General features: G+C 70.5%; 13 protein-coding genes. 12 read left to right on the top strand and 1 reads right to left on the bottom strand.

Annotated features, from left to right (window positions below; translation table 11 throughout):
* Nucleotides 1–24 precede the first annotated feature (24 nt).
* The gene (locus AB0H78_RS11605; RefSeq protein ID WP_363234143.1) at nucleotides 25–813 is read left to right on the top strand and encodes an alpha/beta hydrolase; all 789 of its coding nucleotides are present in this window, start codon (nucleotides 25–27) and stop codon (nucleotides 811–813) included.
* A 72-nt stretch (nucleotides 814–885) separates the two neighbouring features.
* Here the strand turns inward: AB0H78_RS11605 and AB0H78_RS11600 are convergent, their stop codons facing one another.
* The gene (locus AB0H78_RS11600) at nucleotides 886–2,703 is read right to left on the bottom strand and encodes a bifunctional metallophosphatase/5'-nucleotidase (RefSeq protein WP_363234142.1); all 1,818 of its coding nucleotides are present in this window, start codon (nucleotides 2,701–2,703) and stop codon (nucleotides 886–888) included.
* A 216-nt stretch (nucleotides 2,704–2,919) separates the two neighbouring features.
* Here AB0H78_RS11600 and AB0H78_RS11595 point away from each other — a divergent pair, with 216 nt between their 5' ends.
* From AB0H78_RS11595 to AB0H78_RS11545, 11 genes are all read left to right on the top strand, one after another.
* Entirely contained in the window at nucleotides 2,920–3,990 is a 1,071-nt protein-coding gene (locus tag AB0H78_RS11595; protein ID WP_363234141.1) for a PDDEXK nuclease domain-containing protein, read from the top strand.
* Between the two features lie 148 nt (nucleotides 3,991–4,138).
* Entirely contained in the window at nucleotides 4,139–6,340 is a 2,202-nt protein-coding gene (gene helR / locus AB0H78_RS11590; RefSeq protein ID WP_363234140.1) for an RNA polymerase recycling motor ATPase HelR, read from the top strand.
* 44 nt (nucleotides 6,341–6,384) lie between these two features.
* Nucleotides 6,385–7,302 carry a mycothiol synthase gene (mshD, locus tag AB0H78_RS11585; RefSeq protein ID WP_363234139.1) on the top strand — a complete coding sequence of 306 codons (918 nt, stop codon included), beginning with the start codon at nucleotides 6,385–6,387 and terminating at the stop codon, nucleotides 7,300–7,302.
* 106 nt (nucleotides 7,303–7,408) lie between these two features.
* The gene (locus tag AB0H78_RS11580; protein ID WP_363234138.1) at nucleotides 7,409–7,822 is read left to right on the top strand and encodes a GntR family transcriptional regulator; all 414 of its coding nucleotides are present in this window, start codon (nucleotides 7,409–7,411) and stop codon (nucleotides 7,820–7,822) included.
* The gene (locus AB0H78_RS11575; RefSeq protein ID WP_363234137.1) at nucleotides 7,819–8,763 is read left to right on the top strand and encodes an ABC transporter ATP-binding protein; all 945 of its coding nucleotides are present in this window, start codon (nucleotides 7,819–7,821) and stop codon (nucleotides 8,761–8,763) included. Before AB0H78_RS11580 ends, AB0H78_RS11575 begins: the two co-directional genes overlap by 4 nt.
* On the top strand, nucleotides 8,760–9,743 hold the full coding sequence (locus tag AB0H78_RS11570; protein WP_363234136.1) for a hypothetical protein: 984 nt from the start codon (nucleotides 8,760–8,762) through the stop codon (nucleotides 9,741–9,743). The genes AB0H78_RS11575 and AB0H78_RS11570 overlap by 4 nt, the downstream gene beginning before the upstream one ends.
* On the top strand, nucleotides 9,740–10,684 hold the full coding sequence (locus AB0H78_RS11565) for an ABC transporter permease (protein ID WP_363234135.1): 945 nt from the start codon (nucleotides 9,740–9,742) through the stop codon (nucleotides 10,682–10,684). The genes AB0H78_RS11570 and AB0H78_RS11565 overlap by 4 nt, the downstream gene beginning before the upstream one ends.
* A 111-nt stretch (nucleotides 10,685–10,795) precedes the next feature.
* The gene (locus tag AB0H78_RS11560; RefSeq protein WP_363234134.1) at nucleotides 10,796–11,776 is read left to right on the top strand and encodes a hypothetical protein; all 981 of its coding nucleotides are present in this window, start codon (nucleotides 10,796–10,798) and stop codon (nucleotides 11,774–11,776) included.
* 145 nt (nucleotides 11,777–11,921) lie between these two features.
* Nucleotides 11,922–14,156, top strand: a complete 2,235-nt coding sequence (locus tag AB0H78_RS11555; protein ID WP_363234133.1) for an RNA degradosome polyphosphate kinase — start codon at nucleotides 11,922–11,924, stop codon at nucleotides 14,154–14,156.
* Nucleotides 14,143–15,117 (top strand): CHAD domain-containing protein, encoded by a 975-nt coding sequence (locus tag AB0H78_RS11550; protein ID WP_363234132.1) that lies wholly within the window; start codon nucleotides 14,143–14,145, stop codon nucleotides 15,115–15,117. Before AB0H78_RS11555 ends, AB0H78_RS11550 begins: the two co-directional genes overlap by 14 nt.
* The gene (locus AB0H78_RS11545; RefSeq protein WP_363234131.1) at nucleotides 15,114–15,581 is read left to right on the top strand and encodes an NUDIX hydrolase; all 468 of its coding nucleotides are present in this window, start codon (nucleotides 15,114–15,116) and stop codon (nucleotides 15,579–15,581) included. Before AB0H78_RS11550 ends, AB0H78_RS11545 begins: the two co-directional genes overlap by 4 nt.
* Nucleotides 15,582–15,798: the final 217 nt, after the last annotated feature.

Below are 15,798 nucleotides of genomic sequence, written 5' to 3'. Positions count from 1 at the left end.
CCTATACGGTCGTACAGTCATGCCATGACCTCAACACAGCAGCGCAACGAACTGACCATCGACGGTCGCCGCATCTCCTACCTGGACTTCGGCCCGGCCACCGGCCGCCCGCTCCTCGCGCTCCACGGGCACATCTCCGAAGGCGCCGCCTTCGCCGGACTCGCCGCCCAACTGGGCGACGAATGGCGGGTCATCGCCCCCGACCAGCGCGGCCACGGCGACTCCGACCGGGCGGCCGACTACAGCCGCCAGGGCTACATCGACGACCTCGTCGCGCTCCTCGCCCACCTGGGTCTGGACTCCACAGTCGCGCTCGGCCACTCCCTCGGCGGCATCAACGCCTACCAACTCGCAGCGCAGCACCCCCGCTTGGTCTCCGCGATCATCAACATCGAAGGCCCGGCCGCACTCCCCGAAGGCCCGAGCGGGCTCTCCTTCGTCGCCGGTTTCCCCTACACGGCCCCCACCCGCGAAGAGCTGATCGCCGCCACGGGCCCCGTCGGCCCGATGATCGCCACCTCCCTGCGCCCCACCCCGGACGGCGGCTGGCGCCTCCCCTTCCACCCGCAGGACACGATCGACTCCGAGACCCTCGTCCACGGCGACCACTGGGCGGACTGGACGGGCTCGACCTGCCCCGCACTCTTCATCCACGGCACCAAGAGCCAGGTGATCACAACCGAGTTGGCCCAGCAGATGACGGAGCGCCGCCCGCACACCACCACAGTCCAGCTGGACGGCGACCACTTCGCCCACGCCCAGGACCCGGAGGGGTTCGCAGCAGCGGTGACCGCCTTCCTCGCAGCGCTCTGAGCGCACGAAAGGGGGCGGCGGCCCCATGAGAAAGGCCCGCCGCCCCCACCCTCGTACGTAAAACCGCGCCCTCTACTGCACGACCGTGATCCGGTCGCTCACCGGCGGCGCGATCGGCGCGGAAGCCGAAGAGTTGGCCGCCAGATAGGCGTTGAAGACGTCCAGATCAGAGGCGCCGACCAGCTTGTTCGTGCCCTGGCCCAGCGCCGCGAACCCGTCGCCGCCACCCGCAAGGAACTCGTTCATCGCGACACGGTAGGTCTTGGCCGGATCGATCGCGACACCGTTCAGCTTGATGGAATCGGCGACCACCCTCGCCGCACCCGCCTTGGTCATATCAAGCGTGTACGTCAGGCCCTTCGAGACCTGAAGGATCTTCACCGAGGCCTCGTTCGAGCCACTGACCTGCTGCTGCAGCGCGCTCACGACCTGGGCACCCGTCAGATCCACCACGTTCATCATGTTGGTGAACGGCTGGACGGTGAAGGCCTCCCCGTACGTCACGACCCCGTCGCCCTCGGTCCCGCTCGCCTTGTGGACGAGGTCGGACCGGATGCCGCCCGGGTTCATGAAGGCGATCTGCGCGCCGCCCTTGTCGGCGGGCGAGAGCCCGGACAGCTGCGCATCGGCGATCAGATCGCCGAGCGGCTTCTCGTACGCCGTGGAGCCGCGCCCGTTGATGTCGGCGGAGATGAAGCCCTGCGGCCGGCCCGCGACCGGAGCGGCCAACGTGTTCCAGCGCGCGATCAGTTCACTGATGTCGGACGCCTTGGCCTGGTCGCGGCTGACGATGTGGTTCCCGGAGACCGGCGACTTCACGGCGGTCCGGACGATGTCCTTCGTCTTCCGGTCGTACGTCAGCGTGGTGTCCGTGTAGAGCTTCCCGTACGAGGCCGCCGAGGTGACGAGCCGCGGGTTGCCCGCCGGGTCGGGGATGGTGCAGACGTACGCCTGGTGGGTGTGGCCGGTGACGAGCGCGTCGACCTTCGGCGAGATCCCCTTGGCGATGTCGACGATGGGCCCGGAGATCCCGTCCCCCGCACCCGGCGAGTCGCACCCGTAGTTGTACGAGGAGGACGCCGGCGACCCACCCTCGTGGATGAGCGCGACGATCGACTTCACGCCCTGCCGGTCGAGTTCCTTCGCGTACTTGTTGACGGTCTCGATCTCGTCATGGAACTTCAGCCCCTTGACGCCGTTGGCGGTGACGATGTTGGGAGTCCCCTCCAAGGTCACGCCAATGAACCCGATCTTGACGCCGTTCTTCTTCCACACCGTGTACGGCTTGAGGATCGGCTTGCCGGTCTTCTCGCTGGTCACGTTGGCCGCGAGATAGGGGAAATCGGCCCCCTCGAACTTCTTCCCGGCCTCGTAGCAGCCCTCGGTGGGGTGGCACCCGCCGTTCTGCATACGCGCCAACTCCACGGCGCCTTCGTCGAATTCGTGATTCCCGACGGTGGTGACGTCCAGCTTGATCTTGTTGAGCGCCTCGATGGTCGGCTCGTCGTGGAAGAGCCCCGAGAGCAGCGGGCTCGCCCCGATCATGTCGCCGCCGGCGGCGGTGATCGAGTACGGGTGCCCCTGCCGCGCGGTGCGCAGCGAGGTCGCCAGATACTCGGCGCCCCCGGCCGGAACGGACTTGGTGGTCCCGTCGGCCTGCAGCTCGGTGACGGCCCCGGCCGAACCGGCGGGCGGCTCCAGGTTCCCGTGCAGGTCGTTGAAGGAAAGCAGCTGTACGTCGACGGTGCGCGAGGGCGTGTGCCCGTGCCCATGCCGTGCGTCAGCGCCGGCGGGCATCGCCGCAACGAGCGCCCCGACGGTGGCGAGCCCCGCGGCGGCGGCGAGCACGCGCCTGGCCGCACGGTTGCTGTTGTGAGGTGTCGCTGACATCTCTCCCCTTGTGATTTCAGCGTGGCCTGTGTGGTGACTGTGACGCGCAGCTTAAGGTCAACGCGCGTAGCGCAACAGGGGGTGACGGGTTACGAGCTGGTTGCCATCGCGCGCGCCATTGACGGACACCGCGAGAAGTCACGTACGACCACCCGCAAGGATGGCGTTTCATCGCATGAACGTCACTGCACTCACGCTCGACGCAAGCCTGTGCGCATGAGCGACGAGATCACGGCCAAGGCCGTCTCCCTGCCCGCGCAGTCCTCCGAACTGCCGCCGGGCTTCTTCGACATGGTCAGCGACCTGAAGGCGATCGTGCGCGGGGCGCATGTCCGCGCCCAGCTCAAGGTCAACACCGAACTGATCCGGATGTACTGGGACATCGGGCAGACCATCGTGAGCCATCAGAAGGAAGAGGGGTGGGGCACCAAGGTCGTCGCCCGCATCTCGGTGGAACTGCGCACCGCCTTCCCGAACCAGCGAGGCTTCTCGCGCAGCAATCTCAACTACATGCTCAAGATGGCGCGTGTATGGCCCGAGCCAATTTTCCAGCAAGCTGCTGGAAAATTGCCCTGGGGGCACGTCCAGCTCCTCATGGACAAGTGCGGAGCCCGCTCCGAGCTGGACTTTTATGCTTCACGTGCCGTCCAGCACGGCTGGTCGCGCAACGCGCTGGAGCACCAGATCCGCAGTCGGCTGCACGAGCGGGAAGGTGCCGCCCTGAGCAACTTCGCGGTCACCGCACCCGAGGACTCCGAAGCACTCGAGGCCATGGTCAAGAGTCCGTACAACCTGGACTTCACCGGTCTCGACAACCAAGCTCCCGAGCGCACCCTGGAGGACGCCCTCGTCGCGCGAGTCGTCACGTTCCTCACCGAGCTCGGCGTCGGCTTCGCCTTTGTCGGCAAGCAGTACCCGCTCCGGGTGGGCGCGTCCGACTTCCGGCTCGACCTGCTCTTCTACCACTGCAGGCTGCACCGCTACGTGATCATCGAGCTGAAGACCGGCCGGGCGGAACCCGAGCACTTCGGCAAGCTCAACTTCTATCTCGCCGCCGCCGACGACCTCGTGCGGAACCCCGAGCGGGACGGCCCGACCATCGGCCTGCTGCTCGCCGCCAACCACGATCCCGCCGTGGCCGAGTACGCTCTCGCCCGCAGCGGCAGCCCGATGGCCATGGCGACCTGGACCGGCGTCGATGCCGAGGCGCAGAAGGCACTGCCCAGTGCGGAGGATCTGGCGCGGGTCGCGGACGACGTGCTGCGGGCGGAGACCGACGCTTCCTGAAGGGCAAGGCCGCTCGGCCGGCCAGCCGGCAGGCCGGTTCCGGGCACAAAAAAAGTGGCCGAGGGTGAAAACCACCTCTTGCCACTCTCAAGTTATAGCTGGTGGGGGGCCTTGCCGCAAGGCCCCCCTCGTCCCGCACAATCACCGCATGAACTCTCCGACCACCAGTGCATTCGACCTTCCCGACCACCTCTCCGCCAAGGCCGACCCGACACTGATCGCCGGAGACGAGAAGCACTTCGCGGACATCGCGCAGTGCCTCGACCAGTCGATCGCCGAGCTCTCCGCCCGCCTCGACGCCGAGCTCAAGTCGCCCGGCGGCAAGGGCCAGGCCGCCATGGAAAGGGACTCGGAGGTCTACCGGCTGACCACGCGCCTGCGCGCGCTGCGCCGCTTCGGTCTGGACCTCTGCCTCGGGCACATGGTCGCCGCCGACGGTTCCGAGCCCGTGTACGTCGGGCGGCTCGGCCTGAAGGACAGCACCGGCCGCCGGCTGCTCATCGACTGGCGCTCGCCCGCCGCCGAGCCGTTCTTCGGCGCCACCCATGCCAACCCGATGGACCTCGCCAGCCGCCGCAGGTACCGCTGGACCGGCGGCCGGATCAGCGACTACTGGGACGAGGTGTTCACCGCGGACACCGACGCCTTCGCCGGGCGTGCCGCGCTCGACGACCAGTCCGCCTTCATCGCCAGCCTGGGCAGCAACCGCTCCTCCCGTATGCGGGACGTGCTCGGCACCATCCAGGCCGACCAGGACGCCATCATCCGCGCGGGCTCGCGCGGCGCCCTGGTCGTGGACGGCGGCCCCGGTACGGGCAAGACCGTCGTGGCCCTGCACCGTTCCGCCTATCTCCTGTACGCCGACCCGCACCTCGGCCACCGCCGCGGCGGCGTCCTGTTCGTCGGCCCGCACCAGCCCTACCTGGGCTATGTCGCCGACGTGCTCCCGAGCCTCGGCGAGGAGGGCGTACAGACCTGCACCCTGCGCGACCTCCTCCCCGAGGGCGCGGCGGCGACCGTCGAGGGCGACCCCGAGGTGGCCCGCCTCAAGTCGTCCGCGGACATGGTGAAGGCGATCGAGCCTGCGGTGCGGATGTACGAGGAGCCGCCCGCGAAGGGGATGACGGTCACCACCCCCTGGTCGGAGATCCGGCTGACCGCCGCCGACTGGGCCGAGGCGTTCGCGGCGGCGGACCCCGGCACTCCGCACAACGAGGCGCGCGAGGAGATCTGGGAGGAGATCGTCACGATCCTCTTCGACAAGCACGAGAGCGCCGGAGGCCGCGACGGGGACAGCGACGGCGAGGTCTCGCCCGAGCGCTTCCGCACCGCACTCCAGCAGAACCGCGAGCTGCGTACGGCCCTCTTCCGCGCCTGGCCGCTCCTCGAAGCCTCCGACCTGGTGGGCGACCTCTGGTCGGTCCCCGCCTACCTCCGGATGTGCGCGCCCTGGCTCACCCCCGACGACGTACGGAAACTGCAGCGCGCGAACCCCCACGCCTGGACGGTCTCCGACCTGCCGCTCCTGGACGCGGCACGCCAGCGGCTCGGCGACCCGGAGGCGTCGCTGCGCAAGCGCCGTAACGAGGCCGCTGTCTCCGCCGAGCGTGCGCGCCGGGCCGAGTCCATCGAGAGCCTGCTGACGAATGTCGAGATCGACGACAGCGAAGGCGCGATGGGGATGCTGCAAGGGCACGACATGCGGGAGACCCTGATCGACCAGAGCGCCCTCGCCACGGCCGAACCCGACCTTCTCGCGGGCCCGTTCGCGCACGTCGTCATCGACGAGGCGCAGGAGCTGACGGACGCGGAGTGGCAGATGCTGCTGCTGCGCTGCCCGTCGCGGAGCTTCACGATCGTCGGGGACCGCGCGCAGGCCAGGCACGGGTTCACCGAGTCGTGGGAGGAGAGGCTGGCGCGGGTCGGGCTCGACCGGATCAAGGTGGCCTCGCTGAGCGTCAACTACCGCACGCCGGAAGAGGTCATGAAGGAGGCGGAGCCGGTGATCAGGGCCGCGCTCCCGGACGCCAACGTCCCGACGTCGATCCGCAGCAGCGGCATCCCGGTCGTCCACGGACCGCTCGACGATCTGGACGCGATCCTCGACACCTGGGTCGCCGAGCATGCGGAGGGGACGGCCTGCGTCATCGAGGATCCGCTGTTCCGCGAGCCGTTCGAGGAGACGTCGCGCGTACGGTCGCTCACCCCCGAGCTGTCGAAGGGGCTCGAGTTCGATCTGGTGGTCGTCATCGACCCGGACGAGTTCGGCGAGGGCATCGAGGGGGCGGTGGACCGCTATGTCGCGATGACACGGGCGACCCAGCAGCTCGTCGTCCTCACGACCTCCTGACAGAAGGCAGCCATGGCCGCGGGGGCCGCCGTACGCTCGTACCCATGACGACAGACCCCGCGGCCCGCACCATCCGCACCATCGACGCCCTCCTCCCCGACCAGGCCGAATCCGTCCTCGCGCTGCTCGCCGACGCGGCGAAGACCGACGGGCAACAGGCCGTGTCCGAGCAGGGGCGGCTCGCCATCCGCGGGGGGCGGCGGGACGGGATCCGGCATCTGCTGCTGAGCGAGGGCGGTGTGCTCGCCGGGTACGCGCAGCTGGAGGACACCGACCCCGTCGAGGCCCCGGCCGCCGAGCTCGTCATCCATCCCGGGCACCGCGGGCAGGGGCACGGGCGCGCGCTCGGGGCCGCGCTGCTGAACGCTTCGGGGAAGCGGCTGCGGGTGTGGGCACACGGCGGGCACTCCGCGGCGCGGCATCTCGCGCAGACGCTGGGGCTCTCCCTCTTCCGTGAACTGCGCCAGCTGCGGCGGCCGTTGAGCCCCTCGGCCATCGCGGAGCCGTCGTATCCGGCGGGTGTACGGGTACGGACCTTCCGCCCCGGCGAGGACGACGCCGCCTGGCTCGCGGTCAACGCGGCGGCCTTCGCGCACCACCCCGAGCAGGGCTCGCTCACCCAGCAGGACCTCGACGACCGCAAGGCCGAGTCGTGGTTCGACCCGAAGGGGTTCTTCCTCGCGGAGCGGGAAGCGGACGGGAGCATCGTGGGCTTCCACTGGACCAAGGTGCACTCCGAGGAGCGGCTCGGCGAGGTGTACGTCGTCGGGATCCACCCCGACGCGCAGGGCGGCGGCCTCGGCAAGGCGCTGACCGCGACGGGGCTGCGGCACCTCGCGGCGGAGGGTCTTCCGACCGCGATGCTCTACGTCGACGCGGACAACACGGCGGCCGTGACGGTCTACGAACGCCTCGGATTCACCACGCACGAAACGGACCTTATGTATCGAACCGAGTCATAACGACCGCATCAACACCACCTGAGGGGCGACGGGATTGACGTCGCCCCTTCTTTGCGCCACCCTTTCACTACTCAATTAGTGAAAGTAGTGAAAGGGGGATGACGGCATGGGGGGGCACGGCACCATCGAGTACCGGATAGACCGCCGCAGCGGCGTCTCCACCTACCTCCAGATCGTCCAGCAGACCCAACAGGCCCTGCGCCTGGGCCTGTTGGAGCCGGGCGACAAACTGCCCACCGCCCGTGAGGTCGTCGAGGCGACCGCCATCAACCCGAACACCGTCCTCAAGGCCTACCGCGAACTCGAGCGCGAAGGACTCGTCGAGGCCCGCCGCGGCCTCGGCACCTTCGTCCGCAAGACCCTCGGGAACGCGGCAGCGGCCGGCCCGGCCGACTCCCCGCTCAAGGCGGAGCTCGCCGACTGGGTCAAGCGCGCCCGCACCGGCGGCCTGGAGCGCGAAGACGTGGCCGCACTGTTCGGCTCCGTACTGGACGAGAACTACCCGAAGGGTGACCAGTGAGCACCACCAGCACCACACCTGCCCACGCCGCGGCCATCGAGGCCCACGGCCTCGGCAAGCGCTACGGGCGCCACGCCGAGCCGGCCCTCGACGACTGCTCCTTCCTCCTCCCCGCGGGCCGCGTCAGCGCGCTCGTCGGCCCCAACGGAGCGGGCAAGTCGACGCTGTTGGCGATAGCGGCCGGTCTGCTCCGGCAGAGCTCCGGCACGGTCAGCGTGCTGGGCGCGGCCCCCGGCGAGAAGCGCGACCGCGTCTCGTACCTCTCCCAGGAGAAGCCGCTGCACACCCAGCTGTCCATCGCGGACACGCTCCGGATGGGCGCCGAGCTCAACAAGGAGCGCTGGGACGGGAGTTACGCCGCTGCGATCGTGGAGCAGGGCTCGCTCGACCCGAAGAAGAAGATCCGCCGCCTCTCCGGCGGCCAGCGCACCCGCGTCGCCCTCGCCCTCGCGCTGGGCAAGCGGCCCGAGCTGCTGCTCCTCGACGAGCCGATGGCCGACCTGGACCCGCTGGCCCGCCACGAGCTGATGGGCACCCTGATGGCGGACGCGGCCGAACACGGCACGACCGTCCTGATGTCCTCGCACATCGTCACCGAACTCGCCGACGCCTGCGACCACTTGCTCCTCATGGGCGGCGGCCGCATACGGCTCGGCGGCGGCATCGACGACCTGACGATGGCGCACTCCCTGGTCACGGGCCGGGGCAGCGTCGACGACCTCGCGGGCCACACGGTCATCGAGTCGCGCGCCACCGGCCGCGGTCTGACCGCGCTGGTACGCCGCGAGGGTCCGCTCGCCGACATCTGGGAGACGCAGGAGCCCTCGCTGGAGGAGCTGCTCCTGGCCCACCTGCGCAACCCCGGGGCGCCGGCCCTGATCGCCCCGGGCACCACGGCACGCACGCACACCACGCACTCGACGACGGCGGTATCGGCATGAGCACCACCACCATGAACCGCCCCGCCGAGGACACCCCGCGCCGCACCCTCCCCGGCGCCGACGGCCTGGTCTGGACGATGGGCCGGCTGCACCGCCCCTCCCTGTGGGTGTGGGCCGCGTACACCGCCCTCACCGTCGCTCTGCTCCTGTGGCTGTGGGGCCCTGGTGCGAACGCGGCGCAGAAGGCGTTCGACGCGTTCGGCTACTCCGGAGCGCAGGACAACGCCTGGGGCGGCAAGTCCGTCACCTTCTCCGCCCTCGGCACCTCCTTCGACTCCCTCTTCTACGACCCGGCCACGCTGATCTCCATCGCCGCCTGCGCGATCGCAGTCTTCGCCGCAGGGCCGCTGATCGCCCGCGAACTGGAGTCGGGCACCGCCCAGTTGGCCTGGACGCAGTCCGTGACGCCGGCCCGCTGGCTGGCGGCGAAGCTGGTGCTCCCCGCGGTCCTGGTGACCGCGACGACGACGCTGATCGTCGTCCTGTACCGCCTCGTCTGGGACAAGAACAACCACCTCCTCGTCGCCGGCATCGGCCCGCGCTCCTTCAACTTCTCCATCGGCCCCGCGACCGTCGCGACCGCCCTGTTCGCCGTCGCGTTCGGCGTCCTGGTGGGCCTGCTCGTGCGCCGTACGCTGCCCGCCGTCTTCATCTCCGGGGTCGCGCTGTACCTGGTGGGCGCGGCCCGCGGCAACAACTGGCCCTTCCAGGGCATGCGCCCGCAGCCCGAGATCCCCGTGCACAGCAAGGCGATCACCTCCACGGGCGCACAGATCAGCGACCCCGACTGCTACCTCGACAAGGCCTGCCTGGCCAAGCACGACGTCGTCGGCTTCACCCGCAGCTACCTCCCCTCCCCGGACTACTGGCCCCGCCAGCTCGCCGAGACGGGCATCCTGCTGGCCCTGACCGTGCTCGCCGTCGCCGCGGCCTTCCTGGTCCTGCGCCGCCACCAGCCCAGGAAGGGCCACACCGTATGAGCGCCGCGACCTTCTCCCCTTCGTCGGGCCTGAGTTGGACGGTTCTGCGCCTGCACCGCCTCGCACTGTGGGCGTGGGTCGCGTACGTATCCGTGGCGTCGGCGGTGCTGCTGTGGCTGGCGGGACCGGGCACCTCGGGGCTGGACATCAAGGGCACCTGCAGCACGCTCGTCACCAACGCCTGCACGGCCACGGGTGCGACGGCGGACACGTACCACAGCCTGCTCGGCCTCGCGGAAGGCACGATCACCTTCGTCCCGTTCGCCGCGGCCCTGTTCGCGGCGAGCACCCTGATCGGCCGCGAACTGGAGCAGAAGACAGCGGAGTTGACCTGGTCGCAGTCGGTCAGCCCGGCGCGCTGGCTGGCGGCGAAGCTCGCGTATCCGGCCGTGTTCCTCATCGCCGGCACGACCGTGCTGATGCTCCTGCGCCGCCTGGTGGCATCGGCCGCGCCCGGCCTGTCGGACAACCAGTGGGCCACGAACAGCACCACCTACGACTCCCTGGGCACGGTCGCCGTCGCGCTCCCGCTGCTCGGCCTGGCCATCGGCACACTCTCCGCGTTCCTCCAGAAGCGCGTGCTCCCCGCGATGGGCCTGTCCTTCTTCGCGCTGCTGCTCGCGTCCTTCCTGGCCGGCACGGCACGCCCCTACCTCTGGCCGGTCAAGACGGTCGTCAATGCCGTGGAGTACCCCGCCGTCAGCAGCGACGTGATCGACCTGGGCGCGGTGACATCGAGCGGCGCGCACATCGAAGACCCGATGTGCACCGACGACAAGGCGTGCCTGGCGGCCCACAAGATCGTCGGCTACTACATCGACTACCACCCGAACGCGCACTTCTGGCCGCTCCAGCTGATGGAGACGGGCCTGCTGCTGGCCGCGACCGCGCTCATCACGGCGATCACCTTCCGCATCCTGAAGCACCGGGCCGCCCGGTAAGCACCTGTTGTACCTGCGTACGTCAACTGATCCCGAGGGGGGACCGACCCGCATGAGCAGCACGGCATTCGAGTCAGCGAGATCCGGCGCGGCCCGTACGGCGGCGAAGGCATGAGCCTCCTCGCCCCGCGCGGCATGGAATGGGTCGTCGTACGTACGCACCGCAAGGCCCTGTGGACCGCGGCGATCCTGCTCGCCCTGTCGGTCGCGCTGCTGATCGCCGTGCCCCTGTGGGCCTCCGACCTGGCCGACAGGTACGCGGGCAACAGCTGCCCGATCCAGCGCTCGGACGGGTCCTGCACCGACAACACCTGGTTCATCGCCGACAGCGGCTGGGCGTACACCCAGCTCATGCAGAACAGCGGCATCATCCTCGCGCTGCTCCCCGTCGGGGTCGCCGTCTTCGTCGCCGGACCGCTCATCGCAAGGGAGTTGGAGTCCGGTACGTACCGGATGTCCTGGACCCAGTCGGCCTCTCCGTCCCGCTGGCTGATCAGCCGCACAGCCCTTCCCGCGCTCATTCTCGGCGCGGGAGCCGCCGTGCTGATCGCGCTGTACCACTGGGCGCGGTCGACGGACGCGGACACGGGTGCGGCGGAGAGCTGGCCCTCCCCGTCCGCCTTCCCCACGACCGGCCCTGCCGGCGTCGCCTACGTCCTCCTCGCCGTCGCACTCGCCGCACTCGCCGCGCTCCTGGTACGGCGCACCCTGCCCGCGATGGTGCTGGCAGGGGCCGTGACGGGCGGGGCCGTGCTCGGCATGGAGCACCTGCGCAGCCACCTGTGGCCCACCACGTACGCCGTCAACGCCACCCCGGGCAGCTGGCCGACCGAGGCAGGGAGCTGGACCCTGGACGAGGGCCTGGTCACGGCCGACGGCCGGCACCTGGACGCAGGCCTCTGCCTCAGCGGCCGACCGGCCGAGGAGACGGCCTGCTGGGTGCAGCACCAGGTCACCGGTTCGTACGCGGTCCTCCACCCCGCATCCGACTTCTGGCCCCTCCAGCTCGTCGAGACCGGTGCCGTCCTGGCCGCCGCCGCACTCGTCACGGCCATCGCGTTCCGCATCCTGAGACACCGGGCCGCCGTGTAAGGGGCCCGCCCGGACGCCGCAGGGCCCTCGGCCCATATCCCGCACGCCATGTCCCCGTAACCAGCCATTCAGACGCGCTTGCGACGCTCACGGAATGCAACCCGCCGCCGCGCCCCACGACGGCTTCGCGCGGAACAATGGCTTCATGAGCCAGCAGCCCAGCGCCGAGGTCCCGCTTCAGCACGTCCAGCCGTCCGTGGGCTCCATAGCCGCCCACCGGCCGCAGACGGTCGCGTCCATCGCGGCCACCGCCGCGGACCTGGAATCCGATATCGATGCCGACATGGACGGGTACGAGGAGGACGGGAGCGGGGCCGAGCTGCCCTCGGGCCGCTTCCTGGACCGGGAACGCAGCTGGCTCGCGTTCAACGAGCGCGTCCTGGAGCTCGCCGAGGACCCCGCCACACCCCTCCTCGAACGGGCTAACTTCCTCGCGATTTTCGCCTCGAACCTCGATGAGTTCTTCATGGTCAGGGTGGCCGGCCTCAAGCGCCGCATCGCGACCGGAGTCGCCACCCGTTCCGCCTCCGGCCTGCAGCCCCGTGAGGTCCTGGACCTCATCTGGACCCGTTCGCGCGAGCTCATGGCCCGGCACGCCGCCTGCTACCAGCAGGACATCGCGCCCGCCCTCGCCGACGCGGGCATCCACCTGATCCGCTGGCCCGAGCTCACCGACAAGGAGCAGGCCCGCCTCTTCACGCTCTTCCGGGCCCAGATCTTCCCCGTCCTGACCCCGCTGGCCGTGGACCCCGCGCACCCCTTTCCGTATATCTCGGGCCTCTCCCTCAATCTCGCGGTCGTCGTACGCAACCCGGTCAGCGGCCACCGCCACTTCGCCCGCGTCAAGGTCCCGCCCCTGCTCAACCGCTTCCTGGAGGCGTCGCCCGAGCGCTACGTCCCCCTTGAGGACGTCATCGCCGCGCACCTCGAAGAGCTGTTCCCCGGGATGGAAGTCCTCGCGCACCACATGTTCCGCGTCACCCGCAACGAGGACCTCGAAGTCGAGGAGGACGACACCGAGAACCTCCTCCAGGCCCTGGAGAAGGAGCTCATGCGGCGCCGCTTCGGGCCGCCGGTGCGCCTGGAGGTCGAGGAGTCGATCGACCCGTACGTCATGGACCTCCTCGTCCGCGAGCTGAAGGTCTCCGACGCCGAGGTCTATCCGCTCCCCGGCCCCCTCGACCTCACGGGCCTCTTCGGCATCGGCGGCCTCGACCGGCCCGAGCTGAAGTACCCCAAGTTCGTGGCGGGCACCCACCGCGACCTCGCCGAGGTCGAGTCGTCGTCGGCGCCGGACATCTTCGCCGCCCTGCGCGAGCGCGACGTACTCCTGCACCACCCGTACGACTCCTTCTCCACCTCCGTCCAGGCCTTCCTGGAGCAGGCGGCATCCGACCCGGACGTGCTGGCCATCAAGCAGACGCTGTACCGGACTTCGGGCGATTCGCCGATAGTGGACGCCCTGATCGACGCCGCCGAATCCGGCAAGCAGGTCCTCGTCCTCGTCGAGATCAAGGCGCGCTTCGACGAGCAGGCGAACATCAAGTGGGCGCGGAAGCTGGAGGAGTCCGGCTGCCATGTCGTATACGGCCTCGTCGGGCTGAAGACGCACTGCAAGCTCTCCCTCGTCGTACGGCAGGAGGGCGAGACCCTGCGCCGCTACTCCCATGTGGGGACCGGCAATTACCACCCCAAGACGGCCCGCCTGTACGAGGACCTCGGCCTGCTCACCGCCGACCCGCAGGTCGGCGCCGACCTCTCCGACCTCTTCAACCGGCTCTCGGGATACTCCCGCCGCGAGACCTACCGCCGCCTCCTCGTCGCGCCCAAGTCCCTGCGCGACGGCCTGATCACGCGCATCAACAAGGAGGTCGCGCACCACCGCGCCGGCCGCCCCGCCTACGTCCGCATCAAGTGCAACTCCCTCGTCGACGAGGCCACCATCGACGCCTGCTACCGGGCCGCGATGGCCGGAGTCCCCGTCGACATCTGGGTGCGCGGGATCTGCGCGGTGCGCCCCGGAGTCGCGGGCCTCTCCGAGAACATCAGAGTCCGCTCGATACTGGGCCGCTTCCTGGAGCACAGCCGCGTCTTCGCCTTCGGCAACGGCGGCGAGCCCGAAGTCTGGCTCGGCAGCGCCGACATGATGCACCGCAACCTCGACCGCCGGATCGAGGCACTGGTGCGGGTCTCCGACCCCGCACACCGGGCGGCCCTCAGCCGTCTGCTGGAAACCGGCATGTCCGACAAGACCGCCTCCTGGCACCTGGGCGCCGACGGCAACTGGACGCGGCACAACACCGACGCCGACGGCCAACCGCTGCGCCACGTACAGGAGATGCTCATAGACGCCCGGAGGCGCCGACGTGCAACGCCCTAGCGCCGACACTTCCCCCGCCGCGAACACTTCGGACGCGAACACCGCGGGCACCCTCCTCACCCGGTACCTCTGCGACCAGGCCGCCGAATTCCTCCGCGCCCTGCGCGCCTCCCCCGAGGGCGGCGAGGAGGCGGCGCGCGACCTGCGCCGCCCGGCCCGCAGGATCAGCTCGACGCTGCACACCTTCCGGCCGTTCCTCGACACGGCCTGGGCGGACGAGCTCCGTACCGAACTGGCGTGGCTGTCGGGCACGTTGGCCCGCGAGCACGCGTACAACGGCCGCCTGGCCCGCCTCCTCGAAGCCCTCGGCCGGCTCTCGGACGCCAAGGCCGAGCCGGCCCTGTCCTCCATCGGCGCGGCCCGCGCGGGCGCGCTCCTGGAGCGCCAGCTGACCCTGGCCAGGACCCGTGCCCACTCGGGCGCGCTCCAGGCGCTGGGCTCGTCCCGCTTCCACGCGGTCGCGGACGCGGTGGCCTTACTAGCCTCGGAGGTACCGCTCGCCGCATCGGCCGACGCCCACGCCGCCGACGTCCTGCCCCCCGCCGCCGCCTCGACGCAGACCCGCCTCACCGAGGCCGTGGCGCTGCTGCCGCTGGGCCGGGCGTCGCTCCCGTACAACGCCGAAGGCCTCAGCGACGCCCAGGACGCCCCCTGGCACGCGGTCAGACTCCTGCTGCGCCTGCACAGGTACGCCCACGAGGTGCTCTACGCCGACCTGGACCCGGACGACCAACCCGGCCTGGATTCAAGGGTGTTCGGGGCGGGCCAGGCCCTGGACCGCCACCGCGAGGCCTCCGAGGCGGCGGCCGCGGCCGCATCGGCGGCCCGTACGCCCAGGATCGCCCCCGCGACCGCGTACGCTCTCGGCGTCCTGCATGCCGACCAGCGGCACGAGGTCGAGGCAGCCAGGTACTCCTTCCAGCAGAACTGGCAGCAGAGAGCAGCGGTGACCGCCCCATGACGACCGGTTCATCCCGCGACCGGGACCGGGACGCGGACGCGGACGCGAACGCGACCGTCCTCGCCGCGGGCTGTGTCCTGTGGCGCCGCTCGCCGCACGACGGCTGGCTGGAGATCTGCCTGGTCCACCGGCCGAAGTACGACGACTGGTCGCACCCCAAGGGGAAGCTGAAGCGCGGCGAGGACCCCCTGACCGGCGCACTGCGCGAGGTCCTGGAGGAGACGGGCCACCACTGCACGCCGGGCGCGCGGCTGCCCACGCTGCGGTACGTGGCGAACCACCGCCCCAAGAAGGTCACCTACTGGGCGGCCGAGGCGACCTCGGGCTCCTTCACGCCCAACGACGAGGTCGACCGCATCATCTGGCTCTCCCCCCTCACCGCCCGCCACCGCCTCACCCACCCCAGAGACCGCGACCTGGTGGACGCACTGATGGCAGCAGAATCAAGCCCCTCCGGCGCTTGAGGAGCGGGGGCCCGGGGGCGGAGCCCCCGAAACACCCCCGCCCCCCCCGCCCCCGCCCCCCCCCCCCCCCCCCCCCCCCCCCCCCCCCCCCCCCCCCCCCCCCGGGCCCCCCCCCCCCCCCCGCTTCCGCGCTCCCGGCCCCTGGTACGCTGTGTAACGGCCGTTTGTGTACGCGCCCCCGGATTCATCCTCTGGGAGCTGCGCCCATCGGTCTTCG

Source organism: Streptomyces sp. NPDC050738, assembly GCF_040654175.1.
In the GTDB taxonomy this organism is placed as follows: Bacteria; Actinomycetota; Actinomycetes; order Streptomycetales; family Streptomycetaceae; genus Streptomyces.
Note: the sequence above shows the minus strand (reverse complement) of the source record. Positions and strands in the feature narration are given on the sequence as shown.